This is a genomic window from Streptococcus sp. XMC, assembly GCF_021341835.1.
GTDB lineage: Bacteria > Bacillota > Bacilli > Lactobacillales > Streptococcaceae > Streptococcus.
Window position 1 is genome coordinate 257,004 of sequence record NZ_JAJTNQ010000001.1, and the last position, 23,308, is coordinate 280,311.

The window sequence follows — 23,308 nt, forward strand, 5'->3', positions numbered from 1 at the left end:
AGACAAGGACACCCTTGCAGTCGTCCTTGTCTTTTTATATCTGAAAACTTTCTGAAAATACTTGATTTTTTACAGAAAAGGAGTAGACTGTTAGTGTATCTTTCAAGAATTTTGAGGAGAAGCGCGTGAAACTATATGTTCAACTGATGATTATCTTTACCATCTCTTTGATTGGGGAAGGGATATCGACCCTCTTTCATTTGCCAATTCCAGGAAGTATTATCGGTCTACTGATTTTATTTCTTTGCTTGCAGTTGAAATGGCTTCGTATCCGCCATGTGAATCTGGTCGGATCTTTTCTCTTAGCCAATATGACGATTTTATTTTTACCTCCAGCGGTTGGGATTATGGATAAGTTTGATGTTATCCAGCCTTATTTATTGCCCATCGTATTGATTATTTTAGGGGCTATCATCATCAATGTAACCCTTATTGCCTTAGTTGTCGGTTTTATCAAGACAAGGTATGAGGGGGATTATGAAGGAGGGAAAAAATAATGGAAAGTTTGTGGTCAAATCCTCTCTTTGGGATTTCTTTATCAGTCTTTGCCTATCTGATTGGGATGATGATTTTTCGTCGTTTTCCCCATCCCATCACGACCCCCCTCTTAGTTGCAACGGTCTTGATCATTGGTTTCTTAAAGCTGACAGGGATTTCCTATAAGGCCTATAATATTGGCGGGACCTACCTCAGTAATTTGATTGTGCCCTCAACGGTTGTCCTGGGAATTCCCTTGTATAAGAGTTTCCATTTGATGAAGCACCATGCCAAGAGTATTCTTCTTAGTAGTTTTCTAGCAGTAGTAGTCAACACGCTTTTTACAGCTGTCTTGGCTAAGCTTTTTGGGATGAAGTACTTTCTAGCTATTTCCCTCTTTCCTAAGTCTGTGACAACAGCTATGGCAGTGGGGATTTCTGAAAAAATGCAGGGAATAACTACCATTACCCTAGTTGTCGTTGTAGCGACAGGTATCCTGACAAGTGTCCTAGGACCAACGATTCTTAAGTTCCTAAAAGTAGAGGATCCTGTTGCCATTGGTTTGGCCCTTGGGGGTACAGGTCATGCGGTGGGGACTGGTACAGCCTTTCAGTATGGTCAAGTAGCCGGAGCTATGGGTGGCTTAGCAATTGGGATAACTGGCGTTTTCTACGTCTTTATAAGTCCCCTTGTCGCGAGCCTGATTCTTTCCTAAAAAGGTAGAGAGTATTCAGAAAAAGCTTGGAAGAAGTTCCGAGCTTTTTTGTATACAGTTAGATAGAGAAGGTTGTTTAATAATTTGAAGGTCAAACAATTTTCAGATAGATTACTAATTGATTACAGTCGTTGTAAGCGCTTGCCAAACTTTGGTTCAAAAGGTATACTAAAAGAGGTTATACGGTTAATATCTAGTTAAAGGAGTTCAATATGAAGAAACGTTATGCTCGATCAGCCTTGGGCTTGATCACTGCTCTCTTCCTCTTTGCCCAACCGGTAGAGGCCTGTACAGGTTTTATCATCGGTAAAAAGTTAACAGCAGATGGGAATGCTTTGTACGGACGTACGGAGGACTTAGAACCAAACCACAATAAGAACTTTGTGGTCAGAGAACGAACTTATAACAAGAAAGGGGAGGTCTTTGAAGATGCCACCAATGGCTTTAAGTATGAGCTCCCAGAAGTAAGTTATAAATATACAGCTGTCCCAGATGTTACACCAGAACAGGGTGTATTTGATGAAGCTGGTTTTAATGAGCATGGTGTGTCCATCTCGGCGACCGTCTCAGCTTCAGCAAATGACAACATTAAAAAGGTCGATCCTTATGTAGAGGACGGCTTGGCTGAGTCTGCCCTCACCACTGTCGTTCTTCCAAGTGTCAAAACGGCTCGTGAAGGAGTCGAGCTCATTGCGAAAATTGTGGAAGAAAAAGGGGCAGCAGAAGGAAATATTGTGACGATCGCGGACAAGGAAGGTATCTGGTACATGGAGATCCTTTCTGGTCACCAATATGTAGCCATTCTCTTCCCAGAAGATCGCTATGCAGTCTTTCCAAATACCTTCTTCTTAGGACATGTCGATTTTTCAGATAAGGAACGGACTATTGCCTCTAAGGATGTTGAAAAAGTCGCCCGTGATGCAGGAACCTATAAAGAAATCGATGGCCAATTCCATGTTTCCCAATCCTATAATCCTCCTTTGCATGAGGCAGATCGTTCTCGTGTTTGGTCTGGTATTAAGTCACTGGATCCAGATGCAGATGTGAACTACGATGACGAGTATTTTGACTTGATGCATACAACGGATCGGAAATTGACGCTACGTGATGCGATGAATCTCCAACGCAATCGGTTAGAAGGAACAGACTTCAAACCACAAGATCAAATGGAGTTAGATGGAAAAGGGATTCCAGAAAAAGGGAAGTTTGATGAAGTCTATAAATACCCGATTTCGAACCCGAATGTCATGGAAGCCCATATTTTCCAATTAAAGGACAATGTTCCTGATAGTGCTGGTGGGGGAACTATGTGGTTAGCGATGGGAAGCCCACGAAATGCTCCTTACCTGCCTTACTATGGCAATATCACCAATACCTACCAAGCCTATCAAGAATTAGGGACAGCCTATAATCCCCAATCTTGGTATTGGACCATGTCTCGCATTAATGATTTAGTTGCCAAATATCCTGATTTGTTCGGAGATGGAGCCATCCGTACTGAAATGGAACGCCTAGAATCTCAATGGATGGCTGAGCAAGAAATCAGTGACCAAGAACAAATTGCCCTCGCTTCGCAGCCAGAGCAGGCGAGCCTAAAAGCGACAGAAACGAGCATGACTCGAGCTCAAAAGACCTTCGATCGTCTGCAAGAAATTCGTCAAGAAGCAGAAGAAAAGGTGATTGCTCAATATGGACAAGGTGCTATTGACGATTTAACAGATGAAGAAGATGCAAACCAAGAAGAAGAAATCAATTTGGTACCATTTGATTATGACTTCGTCATCACGATTGGCTTAGCCCTTGTGACAGTGATAGGAGTAGGAATTTTCTTCATTAAATCAAAGAAAGCAAAGGGAGGTAAGAAGGATGAATAAGTTTCAACGAATATTGCTCTTCCTATTTTTGGTCTTAGCAGGGATTGGGATGGAGTTTGAGCTAGGCTCTCTCTCTCAACAAGAGTTTAACCAAGTAGCAGGAAGAGATTTGGTATTAAATCTGCTCGTTTTAGCGGTGATTGTCGTTCCTCTTTATCTCTTTATTAAGCGACTTGCAAAAAGATTTGAGGTTCCTCTTCTTGTTTTGTGGGCGACCATGTTTGGTGGTGCTTTTGTTGCTGGCTGGCTCAGTTTTTCAGGGAACAGCCTCATTGACCATTTCAATAGTCATCTCATTCAGGATGTTAGTACCTTTAATAAATGGACAGATGCTTTGACAGCACCTTTTTCTGAAGAATTTTTCAAAGCTCTGGTGGCCTTCTGGATCCTCTTGATTTTGGGTCGTAAGGATTTGAAATCGATTTTAATTGCCGGCTTTGGATCTGGTCTTGGTTTCCAAATCATTGAAGATCTAGGTTATGTGGCGCGTCAAACGCGAACTGGAGACCTCTCAGCAGTAACAGAGGCAGTGAACCGCATTTCTGGTGGTTTAGCATCTCATGCAGTCTACACAGCTGTTGTATCTGTTGGAGCCTTTCTCATCCTGTCTCAGTGCACCAAGCAAAAAGAAAAGCTCTTTGGTCTCTGGTGTGTAGTTTCCACGGTGACCAATCACTTCTTATGGAATTCCCCATTCTATGAAACAGACCATCGGGTCAATATTTTGGTAGGCTTGCTCTTTGCCTTCCAAGTGGGAACCTTTATTGAGGTCGTGCTCTTTACTCATAAAAATCCGAATCTAAACCTTTTAAAGAAACAGTAAGAGATGGATTTGGTAGTCAGGAAATAAAAAATAGTCTGGGACAACATTGTTCTCAGTCACAAAAAAGCTAGAGATTTCCAATTGTGGAACTCTAGCTTTTTAATTTTGAGTCATTCTCTTATTGTATTTGAGGAGGTTATTGGCCATGAGAACCAATCCCATGTCAATTTTAACCTGTCATTTGCCTCTTAGATTACATCTCTTGTAACCCAAACAAGCCTTTGTCTGCCCAAAGACAGGTTCCACATTAACCTTGCGTTGGGCAAAGATGTGACTGCCTTTGACAGATAAAAGCGCTTGGCTTTCTTTTACTTTTAGGAGCTGATACCTCTCATTCACATAGAGCCCCTTTTGTGAAGCCAAGTCAGCTTGTTCTGCCTTATAAACCCTAATTTCCTGTCTAAAATCTGTTGTGGTATGGTTGTGTTTGAGGTGATCAAACTGCTATACCCAACTCTCTGGATGGGTGTAGGTATCTGTTGTTTCATCGTAAGTCCAATTATCCAAATTCCTATCAGATTCTTTGTGTTTTTTCTTCTGTTCCTTGTCAAAAAGACTATATTTAATCAAATGCTCAATACCCATCCTATCCAAGTTGATAAGATCTGGCAAATATTTTTAAACGCTTGTTAGACCTAAAGGTTCCACTAGTTGGCGGAGCTGATCATGGCTATAGTGAAGCTGTCTATCTAGAAGATTTAGAGAGCAATGGCATTGAACTCAACAGAGACAAGCCTGTGAACGAGTGGGATATTCGTGAGGATGGTCGAATTACTGGAATCACAGAAGAGCTGTCTGCGCAAGAAATCTATGAATTAGGCAAAGAACTTGATCCTTTTGTGATCGCAGAAGGCACTCGCATGGGCCATGTTTACCTATCTGTTAAAAATAGCCGAGAGGCATATGCATTTTATCAAGAGTCTCTAGGTCTTGAGGATAAATTCACGATTCCACATGTCAGTTGGATAGCATCAGGGAATTATCACCATCATCTAGCAGTAAATGAATGGGGTGGTAAAAACTTAGCTCCTCGTGAGAATGGAATGGTAGGTCTTGCCTACTATTTGGTTGAAGTTGAGAATAAAAAGTTTTTGGTCAATTTGCTTACGCAAGCTCAGAGAAACAAGGCTAGAACCCACTGGATTTCTCTTTCTGAATTCTCCATTACAGATAAAGATGGAATTATAACGAGAGTCAGAGTGGAGAACTAGAAGTCTTTGTCTTTAAGATAAATGCTCCTTTTGACAAAGGACTGTATTAGAGATATAATGTAGAAAAATCGTTTTAGGATAAAGATATGACAAGATCAAAGTACATTACACGCCTCAAACGCTCAGAAGGTCAATTGCGAGGTATTCAAAAAATGATGGAGGAAGAGCGTGATTGTATTGATATCATTACTCAATTAACAGCAGTGCGGTCCAGTGTTGATCGTATTATTGAACTGATGATAACGGAGAATTTAACAACTTGTATTAACGACCCTTTAGAGGATCCTCAAGCACAGAAGGAAAGATTGGAAAAGGCGGTTAAATACTTGATTAAACGCAAGTAATAAAAAACATACGTTTCTCTTAAATAGTGAACAAATGATTAAAAGAGCAGTTGGTTTTCTTGAAATTAGACCAATTGCTCTTTTTGATTTTTATTTATTCAACATCACCAGGCCAAGCGCTCATACCACCTCGGACGTTGATAACATCATAGCCTTTTTTCTTGAGCTTTTTAGCAGCCATCTTGCTTCGAACACCGGAATGACAAATGACATAAAGTGTTTCATTTGTCGCAGGTGTGTAAGCTCCGATTTCGGTTAGAGGAACATTCTTGGCGTTTTTGATATGGCCTCTACGGAATTCCGTAGGCGTCCGCACATCCAGTAGCTGAATTGGTTCCTTGAGTTTAGCTTCTAATTCGCTGGTAGAAATACTATCAATTTTTGTAAATAAGTGAAACATAGGCACCTCCGATATACCCTTATGGGGTATATTAAACCACTAAGCAACGCTTTTGTCAAGTAAGTTGAATTGATTAGTATTGTTTCTTTTTCAGTATACAAGATGCCAACTTACAAACTAAAGAGTTGGTTGATAGGTTAATGAATAGAACCTGTCTTATTTATTCAACAACTACTTGTCTAGAAAATTACCTTTTCTGAAAACAGACCACATGCTCTGTTGTAAAATGAAGTGCAACACAACAGACATGTTCATCTGATATACTAGAGTTGCGAAAAACAGTATAAAGGAAGATGAACATGTCTGCTAATTATCCTACCACAAATCAATCCTACAAGTACTTATCTGAAGCTGAACGAGGGAAATTGAAGCTTATTTAAGCGTAGGACTCAAACCTGCTTACAACCTACAAATCGCTACTGAAAATCAGTTCGTCCTTCACGATGACATCTATCAAAATCCAACAGATACCAGAACGCTGTTGCCATTTTTAGAAACCTATACACATGAGTTAAAAAGAGCTGTCGCCGATGCGGGATACGGTAGCGTGGAGATTCTTCTTACCTTAGATAGGATGGGTATTGAGCATTTTATTAAATATAGTCTTTTTGACAAGGAACAGAAGAAAAATACAAAGAATCTGATAGGAATCTGGATAATTGGACTTACGATGAAACAACTGATACCTACACCCATCCAGAGAGTTGGGTATACCAGTTTGATCACCTCAAACATAGGCATAGCACAACAGGTTTTAGACAGGAAAATATGGTTTATAAGGCAGAACAAGCTGACTTGGCTCCATAAAAGGGGCTCTATGTGAATGAGAGGTATCAGCTCTTAAAAGTAAAAGAAATCCAAGCGTCAGGTAATAAATGACATGGGATTAGTACTCATGGCCAATAATCTCCTCAAATACAATAAGAAAACTACTCAAAATTAAAAAGCTAGAGGTCCATAATTGGAAATCTCTAGCTTTTTTGTGGCTGAGAACAATGTTGTCCCAGACTATTTTTTACAGTGACTATTCGTTTTCTTCTTTTTTCTTTAGACCAAAGAAGGCTAAGACGGATGTCAACAGAGCGAGCATGTAGATAGCAGGAGAGTCGGAAGTTCCTGTTTCTGGTAGAGTAGCAGCTGCTGGTTTAAATGTTTTTGCTGAGGTGAAGGACAGGTGATGGTTGTTGGCCTTGATCTGTGTATCGTCCTTAGCAGATGTAAAAGTATTCTTTGTTTGGCTAGCTAGTTGATTAGGAGAATTCGTACCAACTAGAGCTGGAATATATGTTTGATCCATTTTACCGGTAGATGGGATAACTGGTTGGTTATTGCTTCCTGGGTAGGACTTAGGATTAGCAGGATCTGTTCCTTGTTTGATTTCCTCAATATCTGCCACACCATCTCCATCTGTATCTTTGCTAGCAGAAATAGAAATGGTACGAGAATTTGGATTGATGGTTGCATAGGCTGTGAGATCTGCCTTAGCAAGGTAATCTGCAAAGGCAACGTCCATGGAAGGACCTTCCTCACGAGCTCCACCTAACATGGTGTAGCCATCCCCACCTGCTGCTAAGAAGTCATTAGTAGTCAAGTAATAATCTTTAGCAAGGTTGAGCGGTTCATATTGACCAGTTTCTGGGTTTTTAATTTCGATATAGAGGACGCGTTTTTCAGCTGGTAGGGTTGTATCGTAATAAACTTTTGCTCCAGAGACTTGGAGGAAGCCACCGCTTGGTTCAAGAAGGGGTTGACCGTTTTCGTCAAGAACGGTTTTGCCATCTTTTTCTTGTAAAATGGATCCAAGAGATTTAGCAAACATATCAGCAATATCCTGACCAGTTACTTTAATTTGAGAGATGGTATTCCCAAATGGAAGAACAGCAATGACGCTTCCTTTGGTGATTGGCTTGTCTTTAGCGATGGTTTCGCGTAAGCCACCACCGTTGGTTACAGCAAGGTCTGTCTTATGGCTAAAACCAGTTTGACCATATTCGTAGAGGGCATCTGCCACGACATTTCCTAGGTTGGTTTCACGGACACGGACATTTTCCCGTTGACCGTTTAGTTCTACCGGACTATTGTCACGAACGATTTTTGCATTCTCAGCATCGTATTGTTCCTTGATCTTTTGGACCATGGCAGCTACTTTGGCATTTGGCACGACATTTTTTGTTGAAGCTGCTGAAATTTGTTGAGGGTTTCCAAGCAATTGGTTAGCCTGGTAGGTGATTTTACCGATATTGTTCAGGTAGCTACCAGTTTGGTTATAGGTCACGTTTTCTCCGTATGTAGTTGATTGAACAGTATGGGAATGCCCATCAATAACGGTGACACGTTTTCCTTTCAGTTTTGAGTTTTTAGAAAGTTCTTCAGCTAAGGTAGATCCTCGCCATTTGATTGGTGTAGTAGTATCTACTCCCAAGTGAGCAAGGACAACATAGTTTTTGTAAGTCTTGCCTTCAGCAGTCGCGCGTGCTTCAATCTCATCAATGACCTTGTTTACTTCTGAAATAGGATCTGTAAAGGTAACACCTTGGACATTCTTAGGGTGAGTTTTAGTGGCTGTTTCAGGCGTTGTCACCCCGATGACGACAAACTCATCCCCAACGACATTCTTATCTTTATCGACGATGGTGGAAGCCTCAAATAAGCGAGCACCGTTGATGTAGGTGTTGGAGCTGAGAAGTGGGAAATTTAAGATTTCTTTGTACTTTTTAGCTTCATCCAGACCAAAATCGAACTCATGGTTTCCGACTGCCATGGCATCGTAGCCAATTTCGTTCAAAATTTTAGCTCGTTCTTCACCTTTAGAACTATTTGAAATCGGTAGTCCTTGGAAGGCATCTCCAGCATCTACGACCAAAGTAGATGGATTTTTCGCACGTTCTTCATCGATGACTGCGGCTAATTTAGCATCACCAATCACACCCTTTTCTTCGACGATCCGACCATGAACATCGTTGGTATGAAGGATATTTGCTTCAGGTAAGTCAGCTGAACTCTCTGTAGCACCTTCTGAAGTAGCTGTATTAGCTTCTGTTGAAGCAGGAGTAGCAGCATCTGTAGCATTTGTGGAAGTAGCAGCTGCTTCAAGGTTAGTTTCTGGAGCTGTTTGCTCATCTGCAGCTACCTGAGAAGCTAGGAAGGCAGGAGCAAGCAATAAGATCGGCAAAAGAAGTTTCTTCTTTTTCATAAACGGTCCTCATTTCTATTTTATTGCATACTAAATATTATAGCTAAAAAGGAAAGAAAAGGAAAACGTTTTCTGATAGTTGGGCAAATAATCTTGTGAGAGCGTTGAGGTTCCAGCTAGTTGCTCTTATCCATAAAAAAAGAAAACTTTCGTTTTCTCATTTTCTTATTCTGTTATGGGTTGGTTCCAAGTGGTAAAGTCAGTCACACTTAATACGACTGTCGCGATTTCGATCGGCTCTTCTTTTGCACCAGTTGACAACCATTTTGTGATTACGGCTTCAATCGTAGCTGCAAAAATCTCAACAGCATACTTATAAGGAACTTGGAATTTATTAACCAAGTGGTCTTTGGCGTGTGGAGTATCGTCAAGAAGTTGCAGGGTGAAATTTTTCATTAGAAAATGAAATTCTTGGTAATCCATCTGCATCAAGGCATAGATAAAGTCATAATTATCTTGAATATATTGAAGTGAGGCAAGAAAATTTGCTCGATTGACGGTGCTTGTAGCGAAAAGTTCTCCCAACTCGCCTAAAAGTTCAGATTTTAGCTGGTTGAACATATCTTGTTTGTCTACATAATGAAGGTAAAAGGTACCTCGATTAATGCCGGCTTCCTTTGTTAGTTGGCTAATTGTAAGGCTTTCAAGTGATTGTTCAAGAAGCAGGCGTGATAGGGCGCTTCGGATAGCATTTTTAGAATTCGTTTTTCTCTTTTTTCGGGTCATAGTTCCTCCTTTATCATGTAGTTTGGTATAAATGTTGTTCACTAATCATCATATTATACAGAAATCAAATTTATTCATCAACAGAATAAAATTTTAGTATCATTCTATAAGTCTAAATAGCTTAAAATCAGGTCTTATTCTTATACTGTGAAAGCCATTTTGGAAGGATTATAAAATTTTTTCCCAGATCTACTTTCAAAGGGGCTATTATATAAAAATGAAAGAAAAACTTGAAATATCAGTTATTTAAACGCAAATAATCATTCATACTTATTTGTTATTATATCACAAACTAAGGAGAGGAGGGCAGATGATGCTTGGAGATTTCTATATCGGGAACTAGATAAGACCAAGCTTTTTCCTTGTCTATTTTTGCATAGAAAAGTATTAGTTTCTTGGATGGCTTTATTCATAAAATAGAGGAAATGCATCCCTCACAAATTTCTTGTTTTTTAGTAGTTTTAAGGGATTGATTGTTCTTGGTCTTCCGGTAAAAAAGGACTATAATAAAGATAGGAACTTGTGTTTAAGTGGGAGAAAAGATATGGCTTATATTGAAATGAAACATAGTTATAAACGCTATCCGTCAGGAGAAACTGACATCATTGCCAATAAAGATGTTACTTTTGAAATTGATAAAGGCGAATTGGTCATTATTTTGGGGGCATCAGGCGCAGGAAAATCAACAGTTCTCAATATTTTGGGAGGTATGGATACCAATGATGAAGGGGAGGTACTAGTGGATGGGAAAGCCATCTCAAGCTTCTCCTCGCACCAACGAACGGATTATCGCAGAAATGATGTTGGTTTTGTCTTCCAGTTTTATAATCTCATCCCTAATTTAACAGCCAAGGAAAATGTTGAGCTGGCTTCTGAAATTGTTTCTGATGCCTTAGACCCTGAACAAGTCTTGAGAGAGGTTGGATTGGGTGAGCGTTTGAACAACTTCCCAGCCCAGCTATCTGGTGGGGAACAACAACGGGTAGCCATTGCGCGCGCAGTGGCGAAGAATCCTAAGATTCTCCTTTGTGATGAACCAACAGGGGCTTTAGACTACCAAACCGGTAAACAGGTTTTAAAGATTCTTCAGGACATGTCTCGTAAAAAAGGGGCAACAGTGATTATCGTCACTCATAATGCTTCTTTAGCGCCAATAGCCGATCGTGTCATTCAGATGCATGATGCCCAAGTAAAATCGGTGACCATCCATAACACTCCACTAGATATTGATAGCCTAGAGTATTAGGGAGGTTGTTCATGAAGCAAAAAGTATATTGGAAAGATCTATGTCATTCCTTTACCAGTTCCAAAGGGCGCTTTTTGTCCATTTTAACGCTGATGATGCTGGGTACCTTAGCCCTGGTCGGTTTAAAAGTAACGACCCCAAATATGCATCGGACTGCCCAGCGCTTTATAGACCAACAAGAGATGCTGGACCTCGCTGTCATGGGAGATCTTGGTTTGGATAAGACTGACCAAGAAGAGCTACAAGGATTGACGGGGGCCAGCTTGGAATTTTCCTACCTGACAGATGTGACGCTTGACGGAAAGGACGAAGCTGTTCGACTTTTTTCCAATCCAGAAACCATCTCACGCTTTCTGCTGACTTCAGGACGGCTTCCGCAGAAGGAAGATGAGGTCGCTCTAGCAGCGTTTTGGAAAGATCGTTACCAGATTGGGGATCAGCTAAGGATACATGAAAAAGCTGGAAGTCCATCTGTTTTAAAGACAAAAAACTATCGAATTGTTGGCTTTGTAAAGTCTGCTGAGATGTGGTCCGAAAAAGACTTGGGCCAAGCTACAAGTGGGAGTGGTTCCTTGGATGCCTATGGCGTCCTCTCAAAAGATGCCTTTACTAGTCCTGTTTATAGCCTTGCTCGGATTCGGTTTGATGATTTGAGGGGGTTCAATCCATTCTCAACTAGCTATCAAGATCGTCTGGTCTCCCATCAAAAGGACCTGGAAGAACTCTTAGCTGGAAATGGTCAGGAGCGCTATCGAAAGTTGCAGGCTGATGGGAAACAAAAGATCCAAAAAGGGCAAGAAGAACTTGATGCTGCCAACAAACAGTTAGCAGACGCACGCGAAAAGGCAGGTCAAGCACAGACACAACTAACGGAGCAATCCAATAAACTGAATCAACTGTCTACACTCTTGCCCAAGGAAGAACTAGAAACAAGGCGACTCGAGTTGGCAGAAGCTCAAAAGCAACTAGATCAGCAATTGGTCAACATTCAGACAGGTGAATCGGAACTAGCAACTAAACAGAAGGACCTGGAAAAGGCCAAGGAAGATCTGAAAAATCTAGAGCAACCAAACTATCATGTCTATGATCGAAAAACCATTCCAGGTGGCCAGGGTTACCTCATGTATAGTAATGCCAGTGCCAGTATCTCCGCCGTAGGCAATCTATTTCCTGTGGTACTCTACGCAGTCGCTGCCATGGTCACGTTTACGACCATGACTCGTTTTGTTGATGAAGAACGGAGCCATGCGGGCTTGTTCAAGGCCTTGGGCTATCGAACGAAAGATATCTTAGCAAAGTTTCTCTTGTATGGCTTGGTTGCTGGAACAGTTGGGACAGGCATCGGAACTCTTCTCGGTCATTATGTTTTATCTGGAACCATTTCGCAAATTATTACGCAGGGGATGGTCGTAGGAACTAGTCAACAGTATTTTTATGGGTCCTATAGCTTATTAGCCTTGGGGCTCTCCCTTCTTTCTAGCGTCTTTCCAGCTTATCTAGTCGCTAAGAGAGAGTTGAAGGAAGAAGCCAGTAACCTCCTCCTTCCAAAACCGCCAGTTTCCGGATCCAGTATTTTGCTCGAACGGCTACCGTTTTTGTGGAAACGTCTGAGTTTCACCCAAAAGGTGACCGCTAGAAATATTTTTCGCTATAAACAGCGGATGGTGATGACCATATTTGGTGTTGCTGGTTCGGTTGCTCTTCTTTTTGCGGGCTTGGGGATTCAATCCTCAGTCGGTGGAGTACCCCAACGCCAGTTTGGGGAAATCCTCAAGTACGATATGATTCTCTCGACCAAATCCAGCCTGACAGACGAAGAGGAAGAATCCTTGAAGAAGCGCTTGAAGCAAGCAGATATAAAAGAGACAGAAGGCATTTTTACAAAACAAGTGGAGGCTTCTTATCCTTCCGGACGTGGAAAACAAAGCATGACCTTAATGGTGTCCTCTAAAGACAGCTTGGAACCTTTTATCAGTCTCCGCTCAGAAGGGGGAAGACTCGACCTATCCAATGGGGCGGTAATTACCAGCAAATTAGCGCAGCTGGCCAAGGTGGGCGTTGGAGATGACTTGCGGATAGATGGCCATACGATTAGGGTGGCTGCGATTACCGAAAATTATGTTGGCCATTTTGTCTATATGAATCAAGCGACCTATCAGAAAACCTATGGAAGAAGTGTTAAGAAGAATGCCTATTTGGTCCGATTACAGTCTTCTTCTCAGCAGTTCGTCCAGAAGGTCAGTCGGGACATGATGGAAGAAGGGGCGGTGCTTGCTGTTACGCAAAATACTTCCTTGATTTCTCTCTTCAGTTCTGTAGCCCAATCATTGAATAAGACCATGATGATTTTAGTTTTGGTATCTATTTTGCTAGCGATGGTTATTTTGTATAATTTGACCAATATTAATGTGGCAGAACGAATCCGTGAGTTATCCACCATTAAGGTCCTCGGCTTCCATCATCAAGAAGTTACCCTTTATATTTATCGAGAAACCATCCTCTTGTCTCTTGTAGGGATAGGATTAGGTTTGCTAGGAGGCTTTTATCTCCATCGCTTTTTGATTGCCATGATCGCCCCAGATGCCATTCTCTTTTATCCGCGGGTAGCCCTTGGTGTCTATCTTTATCCTATCGCTGGCGTCATACTGATCTTAGCTAGCTTAGGAATCTTGGTCAATCATCATCTTCGCAAGGTAGACATGCTGGAGGCTTTGAAATCTGTTGAATAAAAAAGAAACTTCTACCCTAGGGTGGAAGTTTTTTAGAGCTTTGGTATAATGAAAGAAGGAGAAGAGACATGACAAAAATTGCTTTGCTTTCGGATATACATGGGAATACAACTGCTTTAGAGGCTGTGCTTGGAGATGCCAAGCGGGCAGGTGTAGAAGAATACTGGTTATTAGGGGATGTCCTTATGCCGGGGACTGGTAGACGACATCTTTTGAACCTACTTGAAGAATTGCCCATTACCGTACAGATTTTAGGAAATTGGGAAGATAGCTTGTGGCGAGCGATGAAGGGGATGCTGGATCCATCAAGGGCTAGTCACCGTTATTTGATGCGCCATTGTCAATATATCTTAGAAGAAATTAGTCCAGAAGAGATAGAGGCCATGCAAAGTCTGCCCATGCAAGTGCATCGGGAAGTTTCCGGCTTAAGAGTGGGCATTACCCATCATCTGCCAGACAAAAACTGGGGACGCGAATTGATCCATATAGGAGACCAGAAAGATTTTGATCGCCTCGTAACCAATCCCCCTTGTGATCTAGCAGTCTATGGTCATATCCACCAACAATTTTTCCGATATGGAAGTGGTGGAGAGCTCATCTTGAATCCGGGGTCTATCGGCCACCCCTTCTTTTTGCAAGCCAATCTTCGAAAGGATCTCCGGGCCATGTATGCTATTCTAGAGTTTGATGAATCGGGTTTGAAAGATGTTGACTTTCGGCGGGTGTCCTATGACATTGAGAAAGAACTCCAACTCGCTAAGGATCTGAAACTCCCTTACTTCCAAGTTTACTATGAAAGTTTAGTCAATGGAATCCACCATACCCATAATCATGAGCTTCTACATGAAATAGCCCAGCGAGAGGGACACAATGTAGAAGTAGACGCATGGTTGAGAGACTTTTTCAATTAGTGTAACAGTTGACATTACAACAAATAAGGGTATAATAGACTTAAAGAAAGAACTTTAACGTCGGAAGAGTAAATGTGTCTAGTTACTGATGGTTTTAGATCCAGTTTAAGACATCCCTATCTAGATGGAAGAGAGGAGTATCCATGCAAATTTCAAGTCGTTTTACCATTGGAACCCATGTATTAGTGATGATTGCTTTAAAAGGAGATTGCACCAAGGTGACCAGTGATATGATTGCTGGCAGTGTTGGGGTGAACCCTGTCATTATTCGGAAAACCTTGTCTCAATTAAAAAAGGCAGGCTTGATCCATGTGGCGCGTGGAACAGGTGGGGCCGAGATGGCCAAAGAATTGGAAGCCATTAGTTTGTTAGATATCTACCAGGCGGTTGAATGCCTTGGGAAGACTGGTCAATTATTTGGTTTCCACGAGCATCCAAATCCAGCTTGTCCGATTGGAAATAGTATCCATGGTGTTTTAGATGGGAAGCTGGAAAAGATTCAATTGGCCATGGAAAAGGAAATGGCTCAGACCAGCCTCAAAGAAGTGGTGGAGCAAACCAAGAAACAAATGGAACTAGCAACCGTTTCTTGATTTGAGTCTGTAAGAAACGTGATGTAAAAAGGCCTTTCAGTATATACTGAAAGGCTTTGAATGTAGACAAACTACTTTTTACTTAAGATAGCTAGGTAATTTTTCAAAAAACTATTATGTTGCTTTGAATCATTAAAGCATATCCGAAACTTTCCGCCGTGAGAAAAATGCTTGAAACGTTTTCGTTTCAAGCACTCGGGAGTTTTGAAACCTTAGGTTCAAAACTAAGTCATGGAACTTCGTAGAAGTTCGCTGACGTCCGTACTCACCTAAGGAGAGTTTCTAGGAATACTATTTCTTTAATCTGAGCCTCTCAGTGTAAACTGAAAGGCTTTTTTTGTTGAATGAAATGATTTAAAGTTTATCTAATTTTTATTTTTTAATAAATAAGACACTAACTAGAATAAATCCAATTGCATAAATCCATGTCCAGTAACGATTAGGAATGAACATAAAGGAAGAACGATCGCGCAAAGCAATGCGTTGCCCTGTTTCCTCATCAATCATGTACCGAACCTGATCGGAAACAAATTTTTTTGTTAGCAAATAATTGACTGCTGCAGCAAGAATCCCCAACATACATCCTAAGATGATACTATCTGTACTCTTATTTACATTAAGATGCAGGAAGAAATAAATCATATTCGCCAAAGCTCCTCCAATCATAAGAGCATGGGGAACGGGCAAGCCTTTACCACGCCAAACAATAATTAAATAATCTCCTTATTTCCTATCTTAATCAAAATAGAGCAAGTCTTTGCTGGTTTCGGTAAAGAGGCCAAAGCCATCTTTTGTCACATAGCCACAGTCTTCAATTCGAACCCCGACTTTTCCAGGAATGTAGATGCCTGGTTCGACTGAGAAGCACATGCCTTCTTCGATGACCATGTCATTTCCTTCCATGATAGAAGGGAATTCATGCACATCCATTCCGATACCGTGTCCGAGGCGGTGGTTGAAGTATTCGCCGTATCCTGCTTTTTCAATGACGCTCCGGGCAGCACGGTCTACGTCATGTGCTGTTACACCTGGTTTGATCATATCTAGGGCAGCCTGTTGAGCTTCTAAAGTCAAGTGGTAGATTTCTTTTTTGAAATCATCTGGTTTTCCAACAGCGACTGTTCGCGTCATATCTGAAGCATAGCCATTCACCATACAGCCCAAGTCGAAGAGAAGAAGAGCATCTTTTTCAATTTTGTTGTTTCCAGGAATGCCGTGAGGGTTGGCTGCATTGTTACCAGTCAAGACCATAGTTTCAAAGCTCATTTCATAGCCCAAGCGTTTGATGCCAAAGTCGATTTCTGCGACGATGTCAGTTTCTGTTTTACCCAGTGAGATAGCGTCAAATCCCATATTGACAGCCTTATCCGCATATTGACCTGCAACCAACATTTTTTGAATTTCATCAGCAGATTTGATCAAGCGCATGCGGTTAATTCGAGGGCTGAGATTGGTAAATGTTGCTTGTTCAAAGACTGAACGAAGCCCATGGTACTTGGTCAAAATCAAATTATCAAATTCCAAAGCGACCTTTTTGGCTTCTGGATTAGCGCTAGCCCTTTTGATTTTTTCCCAAGGGTTTTCAGAATCCACATACCCTACCACTTGGAAATCCACAACTGCAGTCGCCCGTTCTACCTCAAGAGCAGGGACAAAAAGAAGCGGTTCATGGTCTGGATAAACGAACAAGAAGAGCTGACGTTCGTGGGGATCACTGTAAAATCCAGTTAGGTAATTGATAGTGACAGGATCGGATACAACAGCAACATCTGTTTTTTCGGTTTCAAGAAATGCTACAATTTGATCTAATTTAGACATAAGCTACCTTCTTTCTATTGATAATATTTTGTCAAATTTTTCCTAAAAAATCAAGAGTTTGCAAAAAGATGTTAAAATGCTTGAAAGTGTTTACAATAAGTGATAGAATAGTTGTTATAGAAGACTGAAAACGAAATTTTCAATAAAGAAAGGAAGTATTATGAATACAGACGATACTGTAACCATTTACGACGTTGCCCGAGAGGCGGGTGTCTCAATGGCGACTGTTAGCCGTGTCGTGAACGGAAATAAGAACGTTAAGGAAAATACTCGTAAAAAAGTATTGGAAGTCATTGAACGTTTGGACTATCGTCCGAATGCAGTAGCTCGTGGACTTGCGAGTAAGAAAACCACAACGGTAGGTGTTGTGATTCCAAATATTACCAATAGTTATTTCTCTACTCTGGCAAAGGGGATCGATGACATTGCTGAAATGTACAAGTACAACATCGTCCTTGCCAACAGCGATGAAGACGATGATAAAGAAGTTTCTGTTGTCAATACTCTTTTCTCAAAACAGGTCGATGGGATTATCTTCATGGGTTATCACTTGACAGAAAAGATTCGTTCAGAATTCTCTCGTTCTCGGACACCGGTGGTCCTTGCTGGGACAGTTGATGTCGAACATCAATTGCCAAGTGTCAATATCGATTACAAGCAAGCGACAGTAGACGCGGTTACACTATTGGCTAAACGAAATAAAAAGATTGCTTTTGTAAGTGGACCATTAGTAGATGATATCAACGGTAAGATTCGCTTGGCTGGCTACAAAGATGCTTTGAAAGCAAAAAAATTGTCTTACAGTGAAGGCTTGGTCTTTGAGTCTAAGTACCGCTATGAAGAAGGCTATAACTTGGCTGAACGCATCATTGCATCTAAAGCAACAGCAGCCTTTGTAACTGGGGATGAATTGGCAGCAGGTTTGCTTAATGGTCTAGCTGATCAAGGTGTGAACGTACCGGAAGATTTTGAGTTGATTACCAGTGATGATTCACAAATTACACGCTACACTCGTCCAAATCTTTCAACTGTTGGCCAACCACTTTATGATTTGGGGGCTATCAGTATGCGGATGTTGACAAAAATTATGCATAAGGAAGAATTGGAAGAAAGAGAAGTTCTTCTTGCCCATACCATCAATCATCGTGGAACTACGAAGAAGTAAAAATCAAAGGAAGCCAAGGCTTCCTTTTTTCTTGTCTCTGTATGAATCTCCGGTAAAACTTGAAGGGGTCTGCTAAATCAGGTATAATAGAGGGTATGAAAGTTTTACTGTATCTAGAAGGAAAATCCGTTTTACAAAAATCGGGGATCGGTCGAGCCCTCCAACATCAGATGCATGCCTTGGATTTGGCTGGAATCCCCTACACCACAGATATTTTAGGGGACTACGATGTGGTTCATATTAATACCTATGGTCCTCGGAGTTTGTTGCTATTACATGCTGCCAAACGTCGGGGGAAAAAGGTCATCATGCATGGACATTCCACACGGGAAGATTTCCAAAATTCATTTATCGGGTCCAATTTATTTGCTCCCTTATTTGGCAAATATTTGGCTCATATGTATAAAAAAGCCGATTTTATTATTACCCCTTCAGAGTATTCGAAACAACTGATTCAGTCCTACGGGGTCAAGACTCCAATTGTCGCCGTTTCCAATGGGATTGATTTGTCTAAATATAAAAAAGATCCCAAAAAAGAAGAGGTTTTTCGGAAGCACTTTAATATCCAAGAAGGAGAGAAGGTCGTTTTATGTGCGGGTCTCTACTTTAGGCGAAAAGGGATTGAAGACTTTGTAGAAGTGGCTCGTCGGATGCCAGATGTCCGCTTTATTTGGTTGGGGTCGATTAATAAATGGTTGATTCCTCGGGCTATTCGTCGTCTGGTCGAGAAAGATCATCCGAGCAATGTTGAATTCCCTGGCTATTTTAAGGGAGCTGTATTCCAAGGGGCCATGACAGGTGCGGATGCCTTCTTCTTCCCGTCTTACGAGGAAACGGAAGGAATTGTCGTCCTAGAGGCCTTAGCGGGTCACCAGCATGTCGTTCTCCGGGATATTCCAGTTTATCATGGTTGGGTGGACCAAGAGTCAGCAGAATTGTGTCATTCAGTGGATGAGTTTGTGGACTCTCTTGAAAAAGTCTTGTCTGGTCAAGTGGACAAGCGCGACGCAGGGGATCGAGTCGCTCAAAGTCGCTCAATTGATTTGGTAGCGGATCAACTAGTGAAAGCCTACCAGCAAGTATTGGAGATGTAATATGCGTATTGGATTATTTACAGATACTTATTTTCCACAGGTATCGGGGGTTGCGACCAGTATTCGAACCCTTAAAACAGAATTGGAGAAGTTGGGACATACTGTTTTTATCTTTACGACGACGGATAAGGATGTCAACCGCTATGAAGACTGGCAAATTATCCGCATTCCAAGTATCCCTTTCTTTGCTTTTAAGGATCGGCGGATTGCTTATCGCGGCTTTACCAAGGCTCTGGCCATTGCCAAACAATACAAACTGGATATGATCCATACACAGACAGAGTTTTCTTTAGGACTACTCGGGGTTTGGATTGCTAAGGAGCTTCGGATTCCAGTGATTCATACCTATCATACCCAGTATGAAGATTATGTACGTTATATTGCCAAGGGGATGGTTATCCGACCAAGTATGGTCAAGTACATTGTCCGTGGTTATATGAATGACTTGGATGGGGTCATCTGTCCGAGTGAGATTGTCTATGACCTCTTGCTGAAATACAAGGTCAAGGCTGAAAAACGGATTATTCCAACAGGAATCGAGCTGGCGAAGTTTGAACGACCTGAAATCACACAAGTGGAGACGCAAGCCCTTCGTGAAAAATTAGGGATTCAAGAGGGTGAAATTATGCTCTTGAGCTTGTCACGGGTTTCTTACGAGAAAAATATCCAAGCCGTTATTGCGGCCTTGCCTAAAGTGCTAGAAGAAAATACGCATATTAAATTGATTGTGGCTGGAGATGGGCCTTATCTGGATGATTTAAAAAAACAAGCGGCCAAGCTTGGTGTATCAGATACGGTTGTCTTCACAGGGATGATTCCACCAAACGAAACAGCTCTGTACTATAAAGCAGCAGATTTCTTCATTTCAGCTTCGACTAGTGAGACGCAAGGCTTGACCTATTTAGAGAGTATCGCTAGTGGGACACCCCTAATTGCTCAGAGTAATCCTTACTTAGATAATGTGATCAATGATCGGATGTTCGGAATCTTGTATGACCAGGAAGAAGATTTGGCAGCAGCTATTTTAGAAGCGACCTTAGCCACACCAGAGAAGGATGAGGCTAAGTGGGAGGAGAAGCTTTATGAAATTTCTTCGACAAATTTTGGTCGCAGGGTCTATGAGTTCTATTTAGACGCTATTATATCGAAAGATTTTTACAATGAACGTCATCCTGAGGAAAGCCGTACCAAACGGGTGACCAAGTCTATTGTGAAAATTCCGCAAAAGGTTATCGCTATGCCTGTGAATGGGTCTGTGAGAATCATGAAGGGCTCCTTTAAACAGGTGAAAAAGATACGCAACATTACCAAGTTATTGGATTAGAGTAAATCACATCCGTAAGAGGTTCAAAAGAAGGACCTCTTACGGATGTGAAGCTTTTTCCTCTTGCAAAATTTTTCAATCGTGCTATAATACTAGTCAGAGACATATCAAATCTAGGAAATCTGATAGAGAGCGCGTGGGGCTGGAAATCGCGTAGAGGATAGGTTTGGGACTACTCGGTGAATTTTTTATGCAAACATAAAACGGTGGCCACGTTAGAGCCAATCAGAGGTGTTCCTCTTTTTTGAGGAACATAAATGAAGGTGGAACCACGTTGCGACGTCCTTTTTAGGATGTCGCTTTTTTGTTTTTTTGATGAAGAAATCAAAAAGAGTTTCACTATAACTAAGATATTTAAAAATTTATAAGGAGAAGATTATGATTAAGATTACTTTCCCAGATGGCGCTGTTCGTGAATTCGAATCTGGCGTTACAACTTTTGAAATTGCCCAATCTATTAGCAACTCTTTGGCTAAGAAAGCCCTTGCTGGTAAATTTAACGGCAAATTGATTGACACCACTCGTGCTATCACTGAAGATGGAAGCATCGAAATCGTGACACCTGATCACGAAGATGCTCTTCCAATCTTGCGCCACTCAGCAGCACACTTGTTTGCCCAAGCCGCTCGTCGTCTCTTCCCAGATATTCACTTGGGTGTCGGTCCAGCTATCGAAGATGGTTTCTACTACGATACAGACAACCAAGCCGGTCAAATCTCTAACGAAGACCTTCCTCGTATCGAAGAAGAAATGCAAAAAATCGTTAAAGAAAACTTCCCATCTATTCGTGAGGAAGTGACAAAAGACGAGGCGCGTGAAATCTTTAAGAACGACCCATATAAATTGGAATTGATCGAAGAGCACTCAGAAGACGAGGGTGGCTTAACCATCTACCGTCAAGGTGAGTATGTAGACCTCTGTCGTGGCCCTCACGTCCCTTCAACAGGCCGCATCCAAATCTTCCACCTTCTCCATGTAGCTGGTGCTTACTGGCGTGGAAATAGCGACAATGCTATGATGCAACGGATTTATGGTACAGCTTGGTTTGACAAGAAAGACTTGAAAAACTACCTTCAAATGCGTGAAGAAGCTAAGGAACGTGACCACCGTAAACTTGGTAAAGAGCTTGATTTGTTCATGATTTCTCAAGAAGTTGGTCAAGGTCTACCATTCTGGTTGCCAAATGGTGCGACAATCCGTCGTGAATTGGAACGCTATATTGTCGACAAGGAGTTAGCTTCTGGCTACCAACACGTTTACACTCCACCACTTGCTTCTGTAGAGCTTTACAAGACTTCTGGTCACTGGGATCACTACCAAGAAGACATGTTCCCAACTATGGATATGGGAGATGGGGAAGAATTCGTCCTTCGCCCAATGAACTGCCCACACCACATCCAAGTCTTTAAACACCATGTTCACTCATACCGTGAATTGCCAATCCGTATCGCTGAAATCGGAATGATGCATCGCTATGAGAAATCTGGTGCCCTGACAGGTCTTCAACGGGTGCGTGAAATGTCTCTCAACGACGGTCACCTCTTTGTAACTCCTGAACAAATCCAAGAAGAATTCCAACGTGCCCTTCAGTTGATTATCGATGTTTACGGAGACTTCAACCTAAACGAGTACCGTTTCCGCCTCTCTCTTCGTGACCCTCAAGATACTCACAAGTACTTTGATAACGATGAAATGTGGGAAAATGCCCAAACCATGCTTCGTGCTGCTCTTGATGAGATGGGCGTTGACTACTTTGAAGCTGAAGGGGAAGCAGCCTTCTACGGACCAAAATTGGATATCCAGGTGAAGACTGCCCTTGGAAAAGAAGAAACCCTTTCTACGATCCAGCTTGACTTCTTGCTTCCAGAACGCTTTGACCTTAAATACATTGGAGCTGATGGTGAAGAACATCGCCCAGTTATGATTCACCGTGGAGTTATTTCAACCATGGAACGCTTCACAGCGATTTTGATTGAGAACTACAAGGGTGCCTTCCCAACATGGCTTGCACCACACCAAGTGACTCTTATCCCAGTTTCTAACGAAAAACACGTGGACTACGCTTGGGAAGTAGCGAAGAAGCTTCGTGACCGTGGTGTCCGTGCTGATGTGGATGAACGTAATGAGAAAATGCAATTCAAGATCCGTGCATCACAAACTAGCAAGATTCCTTACCAATTAATCGTTGGTGACAAGGAAATGGAAGACGGAACTGTCAACGTTCGTCGCTATGGACAAAAAGAAACAAACACTGTGTCAGTAGATGAGTTTGTAGCAGCAATCCTTGCTGATATCGCCAACAAATCTCGTATTGAGAAATAAAACGATAAAACCTGGGATAAAAATTCCAGCTACCTAAAAAAGAGGTTGGGACAAAAGATCCCGACCTCACTTTTTATTAGCAATCAAACTTTGACGCGGTAGCTGATTGAACTTTTTGTTCGTCTTTTAGACTCCAAAAAGCTCCTAATCATCTTCGCTGGGCTGGGACTACGAAATCGAGACTTTGTCTATCGATTTCTGTCCCACCGCCTTTTTATATTTTGTTTAACCTGAGCTAGTAGTGATTGGTCAAACCACCACAAATAGTATCCTCATCAACAATCCTTTCTATCCATTAACTTTTGGATATAGGATATCCCCCCAAGATTTGCTTCCATGAGTT

At 41.6% G+C, this 23,308-nt stretch carries 18 protein-coding genes and 4 pseudogenes; 16 read left to right on the forward strand and 6 right to left on the reverse strand.

Annotation, left to right across the window (positions count from 1 at the left end; translation table 11 throughout):
- The first annotated feature begins 125 nt into the window (after positions 1-125).
- From LXO72_RS01205 to LXO72_RS01220, 4 genes are all read left to right on the forward strand, one after another.
- A complete protein-coding gene (locus LXO72_RS01205; protein WP_061564218.1) occupies positions 126-497 on the forward strand; it encodes a CidA/LrgA family protein in 372 nt (123 codons plus the stop codon).
- Positions 497-1,192, forward strand: coding sequence for an LrgB family protein (locus LXO72_RS01210; protein WP_048689583.1), 696 nt, complete (start codon positions 497-499; stop codon positions 1,190-1,192). The genes LXO72_RS01205 and LXO72_RS01210 overlap by 1 nt, the downstream gene beginning before the upstream one ends.
- A gap of 212 nt (positions 1,193-1,404) precedes the next feature.
- Positions 1,405-3,066, forward strand: a complete 1,662-nt coding sequence (locus tag LXO72_RS01215; RefSeq protein WP_048689579.1) for a C69 family dipeptidase — start codon at positions 1,405-1,407, stop codon at positions 3,064-3,066.
- Positions 3,059-3,889: a PrsW family glutamic-type intramembrane protease gene (locus LXO72_RS01220; RefSeq protein ID WP_048689576.1), complete on the forward strand. Its 831-nt coding sequence runs from the start codon at positions 3,059-3,061 to the stop codon at positions 3,887-3,889. The genes LXO72_RS01215 and LXO72_RS01220 overlap by 8 nt, the downstream gene beginning before the upstream one ends.
- 99 nt (positions 3,890-3,988) lie before the next feature.
- Here LXO72_RS01220 and LXO72_RS10220 read toward each other — a convergent pair.
- Positions 3,989-4,495, reverse strand: a pseudogene (locus tag LXO72_RS10220) (transposase); the annotation flags it as partial.
- On the opposite strand from LXO72_RS10220, the pseudogene LXO72_RS01230 reads away from it, so the two are divergent.
- A pseudogene (locus LXO72_RS01230) lies at positions 4,495-5,100 on the forward strand (VOC family protein); the annotation flags it as partial. The pseudogenes LXO72_RS10220 and LXO72_RS01230 overlap by 1 nt on opposite strands.
- Positions 5,101-5,186: 86 nt before the next feature.
- A complete protein-coding gene (locus LXO72_RS01235; RefSeq protein WP_048689573.1) occupies positions 5,187-5,444 on the forward strand; it encodes a metal-sensitive transcriptional regulator in 258 nt (85 codons plus the stop codon).
- A 94-nt stretch (positions 5,445-5,538) separates the two neighbouring features.
- Here LXO72_RS01235 and LXO72_RS01240 read toward each other — a convergent pair whose 3' ends face one another.
- A complete protein-coding gene (locus tag LXO72_RS01240) occupies positions 5,539-5,844 on the reverse strand; it encodes a rhodanese-like domain-containing protein (RefSeq protein ID WP_048689571.1) in 306 nt (101 codons plus the stop codon).
- Between the two features lie 293 nt (positions 5,845-6,137).
- Here LXO72_RS01240 and LXO72_RS01245 point away from each other — a divergent pair.
- Both LXO72_RS01245 and LXO72_RS01250 read left to right on the forward strand, forming a co-directional pair.
- Positions 6,138-6,244, forward strand: a pseudogene (locus LXO72_RS01245) (IS30 family transposase); the annotation flags it as partial.
- A pseudogene (locus LXO72_RS01250) lies at positions 6,233-6,787 on the forward strand (transposase); the annotation flags it as partial. The pseudogenes LXO72_RS01245 and LXO72_RS01250, both read left to right, overlap by 12 nt.
- An 81-nt stretch (positions 6,788-6,868) precedes the next feature.
- On the opposite strand, the gene nt5e reads toward LXO72_RS01250, so the two are convergent.
- Positions 6,869-9,037 carry a cell surface ecto-5'-nucleotidase Nt5e gene (nt5e, locus tag LXO72_RS01255; protein ID WP_195610843.1) on the reverse strand — a complete coding sequence of 723 codons (2,169 nt, stop codon included), beginning with the start codon at positions 9,035-9,037 and terminating at the stop codon, positions 6,869-6,871.
- A gap of 165 nt (positions 9,038-9,202) precedes the next feature.
- Positions 9,203-9,763, reverse strand: a complete 561-nt coding sequence (locus tag LXO72_RS01260) for a TetR/AcrR family transcriptional regulator (RefSeq protein ID WP_048789594.1) — start codon at positions 9,761-9,763, stop codon at positions 9,203-9,205.
- A 544-nt stretch (positions 9,764-10,307) separates the two neighbouring features.
- Here LXO72_RS01260 and LXO72_RS01265 point away from each other — a divergent pair.
- The 4 genes from LXO72_RS01265 to LXO72_RS01280 all read left to right on the forward strand — a co-directional run bounded on the left by LXO72_RS01265 (position 10,308) and on the right by LXO72_RS01280 (position 15,242).
- Positions 10,308-11,009, forward strand: a complete 702-nt coding sequence (locus tag LXO72_RS01265) for an ABC transporter ATP-binding protein (RefSeq protein WP_140814225.1) — start codon at positions 10,308-10,310, stop codon at positions 11,007-11,009.
- Between the two features lie 11 nt (positions 11,010-11,020).
- Entirely contained in the window at positions 11,021-13,738 is a 2,718-nt protein-coding gene (locus LXO72_RS01270) for an FtsX-like permease family protein (RefSeq protein WP_195610842.1), read from the forward strand.
- A gap of 68 nt (positions 13,739-13,806) precedes the next feature.
- Positions 13,807-14,649 (forward strand): metallophosphoesterase family protein, encoded by an 843-nt coding sequence (locus LXO72_RS01275; protein ID WP_195610841.1) that lies wholly within the window; start codon positions 13,807-13,809, stop codon positions 14,647-14,649.
- A gap of 143 nt (positions 14,650-14,792) precedes the next feature.
- The gene (locus tag LXO72_RS01280; protein WP_023023935.1) at positions 14,793-15,242 is read left to right on the forward strand and encodes an Rrf2 family transcriptional regulator; all 450 of its coding nucleotides are present in this window, start codon (positions 14,793-14,795) and stop codon (positions 15,240-15,242) included.
- A gap of 372 nt (positions 15,243-15,614) precedes the next feature.
- On the opposite strand, the gene LXO72_RS01285 is transcribed toward LXO72_RS01280, so the two are convergent.
- Both LXO72_RS01285 and LXO72_RS01290 read right to left on the reverse strand, forming a co-directional pair.
- The gene (locus tag LXO72_RS01285) at positions 15,615-15,884 is read right to left on the reverse strand and encodes a cytochrome O ubiquinol oxidase (protein WP_229099990.1); all 270 of its coding nucleotides are present in this window, start codon (positions 15,882-15,884) and stop codon (positions 15,615-15,617) included.
- Between the two features lie 93 nt (positions 15,885-15,977).
- Entirely contained in the window at positions 15,978-17,060 is a 1,083-nt protein-coding gene (locus LXO72_RS01290) for a M24 family metallopeptidase (RefSeq protein ID WP_233331292.1), read from the reverse strand.
- Positions 17,061-17,220: 160 nt separating this feature from the next.
- On the opposite strand from LXO72_RS01290, the gene ccpA reads away from it, so the two are divergent.
- The 4 genes from ccpA to thrS all read left to right on the forward strand — a co-directional run bounded on the left by ccpA (position 17,221) and on the right by thrS (position 22,965).
- Positions 17,221-18,225 carry a catabolite control protein A gene (gene ccpA, locus LXO72_RS01295; protein ID WP_006595886.1) on the forward strand — a complete coding sequence of 335 codons (1,005 nt, stop codon included), beginning with the start codon at positions 17,221-17,223 and terminating at the stop codon, positions 18,223-18,225.
- A gap of 95 nt (positions 18,226-18,320) precedes the next feature.
- Positions 18,321-19,319, forward strand: a complete 999-nt coding sequence (locus LXO72_RS01300; protein ID WP_006597024.1) for a glycosyltransferase family 4 protein — start codon at positions 18,321-18,323, stop codon at positions 19,317-19,319.
- Between the two features lies 1 nt (position 19,320).
- On the forward strand, positions 19,321-20,643 hold the full coding sequence (locus LXO72_RS01305) for a glycosyltransferase family 4 protein (RefSeq protein WP_048789601.1): 1,323 nt from the start codon (positions 19,321-19,323) through the stop codon (positions 20,641-20,643).
- A gap of 378 nt (positions 20,644-21,021) precedes the next feature.
- Positions 21,022-22,965, forward strand: coding sequence for a threonine--tRNA ligase (thrS, locus tag LXO72_RS01310; RefSeq protein WP_233331293.1), 1,944 nt, complete (start codon positions 21,022-21,024; stop codon positions 22,963-22,965).
- Positions 22,966-23,308: the final 343 nt, after the last annotated feature.

What these genes read in the sequence shown, in the direction of transcription:
- LXO72_RS01210 (WP_048689583.1), top strand. Translation starts at nt 497, where the DNA reads ATGGAAAGTTTGTGGTCAAATCCTCTCTTTGGGATTTCTTTATCAGTC.
- LXO72_RS01215 (WP_048689579.1), top strand. Translation starts at nt 1,405, where the DNA reads ATGAAGAAACGTTATGCTCGATCAGCCTTGGGCTTGATCACTGCTCTC.
- LXO72_RS01220 (WP_048689576.1), top strand. Translation starts at nt 3,059, where the DNA reads ATGAATAAGTTTCAACGAATATTGCTCTTCCTATTTTTGGTCTTAGCA.
- LXO72_RS01235 (WP_048689573.1), top strand. Translation starts at nt 5,187, where the DNA reads ATGACAAGATCAAAGTACATTACACGCCTCAAACGCTCAGAAGGTCAA.
- LXO72_RS01240 (WP_048689571.1), bottom strand. Translation starts at nt 5,844, where the DNA reads ATGTTTCACTTATTTACAAAAATTGATAGTATTTCTACCAGCGAATTA.
- nt5e (WP_195610843.1), bottom strand. Translation starts at nt 9,037, where the DNA reads ATGAAAAAGAAGAAACTTCTTTTGCCGATCTTATTGCTTGCTCCTGCC.
- LXO72_RS01260 (WP_048789594.1), bottom strand. Translation starts at nt 9,763, where the DNA reads ATGACCCGAAAAAAGAGAAAAACGAATTCTAAAAATGCTATCCGAAGC.
- LXO72_RS01265 (WP_140814225.1), top strand. Translation starts at nt 10,308, where the DNA reads ATGGCTTATATTGAAATGAAACATAGTTATAAACGCTATCCGTCAGGA.
- LXO72_RS01270 (WP_195610842.1), top strand. Translation starts at nt 11,021, where the DNA reads ATGAAGCAAAAAGTATATTGGAAAGATCTATGTCATTCCTTTACCAGT.
- LXO72_RS01275 (WP_195610841.1), top strand. Translation starts at nt 13,807, where the DNA reads ATGACAAAAATTGCTTTGCTTTCGGATATACATGGGAATACAACTGCT.
- LXO72_RS01280 (WP_023023935.1), top strand. Translation starts at nt 14,793, where the DNA reads ATGCAAATTTCAAGTCGTTTTACCATTGGAACCCATGTATTAGTGATG.
- LXO72_RS01285 (WP_229099990.1), bottom strand. Translation starts at nt 15,884, where the DNA reads ATGATTTATTTCTTCCTGCATCTTAATGTAAATAAGAGTACAGATAGT.
- LXO72_RS01290 (WP_233331292.1), bottom strand. Translation starts at nt 17,060, where the DNA reads ATGTCTAAATTAGATCAAATTGTAGCATTTCTTGAAACCGAAAAAACA.
- ccpA (WP_006595886.1), top strand. Translation starts at nt 17,221, where the DNA reads ATGAATACAGACGATACTGTAACCATTTACGACGTTGCCCGAGAGGCG.
- LXO72_RS01300 (WP_006597024.1), top strand. Translation starts at nt 18,321, where the DNA reads ATGAAAGTTTTACTGTATCTAGAAGGAAAATCCGTTTTACAAAAATCG.
- LXO72_RS01305 (WP_048789601.1), top strand. Translation starts at nt 19,321, where the DNA reads ATGCGTATTGGATTATTTACAGATACTTATTTTCCACAGGTATCGGGG.
- thrS (WP_233331293.1), top strand. Translation starts at nt 21,022, where the DNA reads ATGATTAAGATTACTTTCCCAGATGGCGCTGTTCGTGAATTCGAATCT.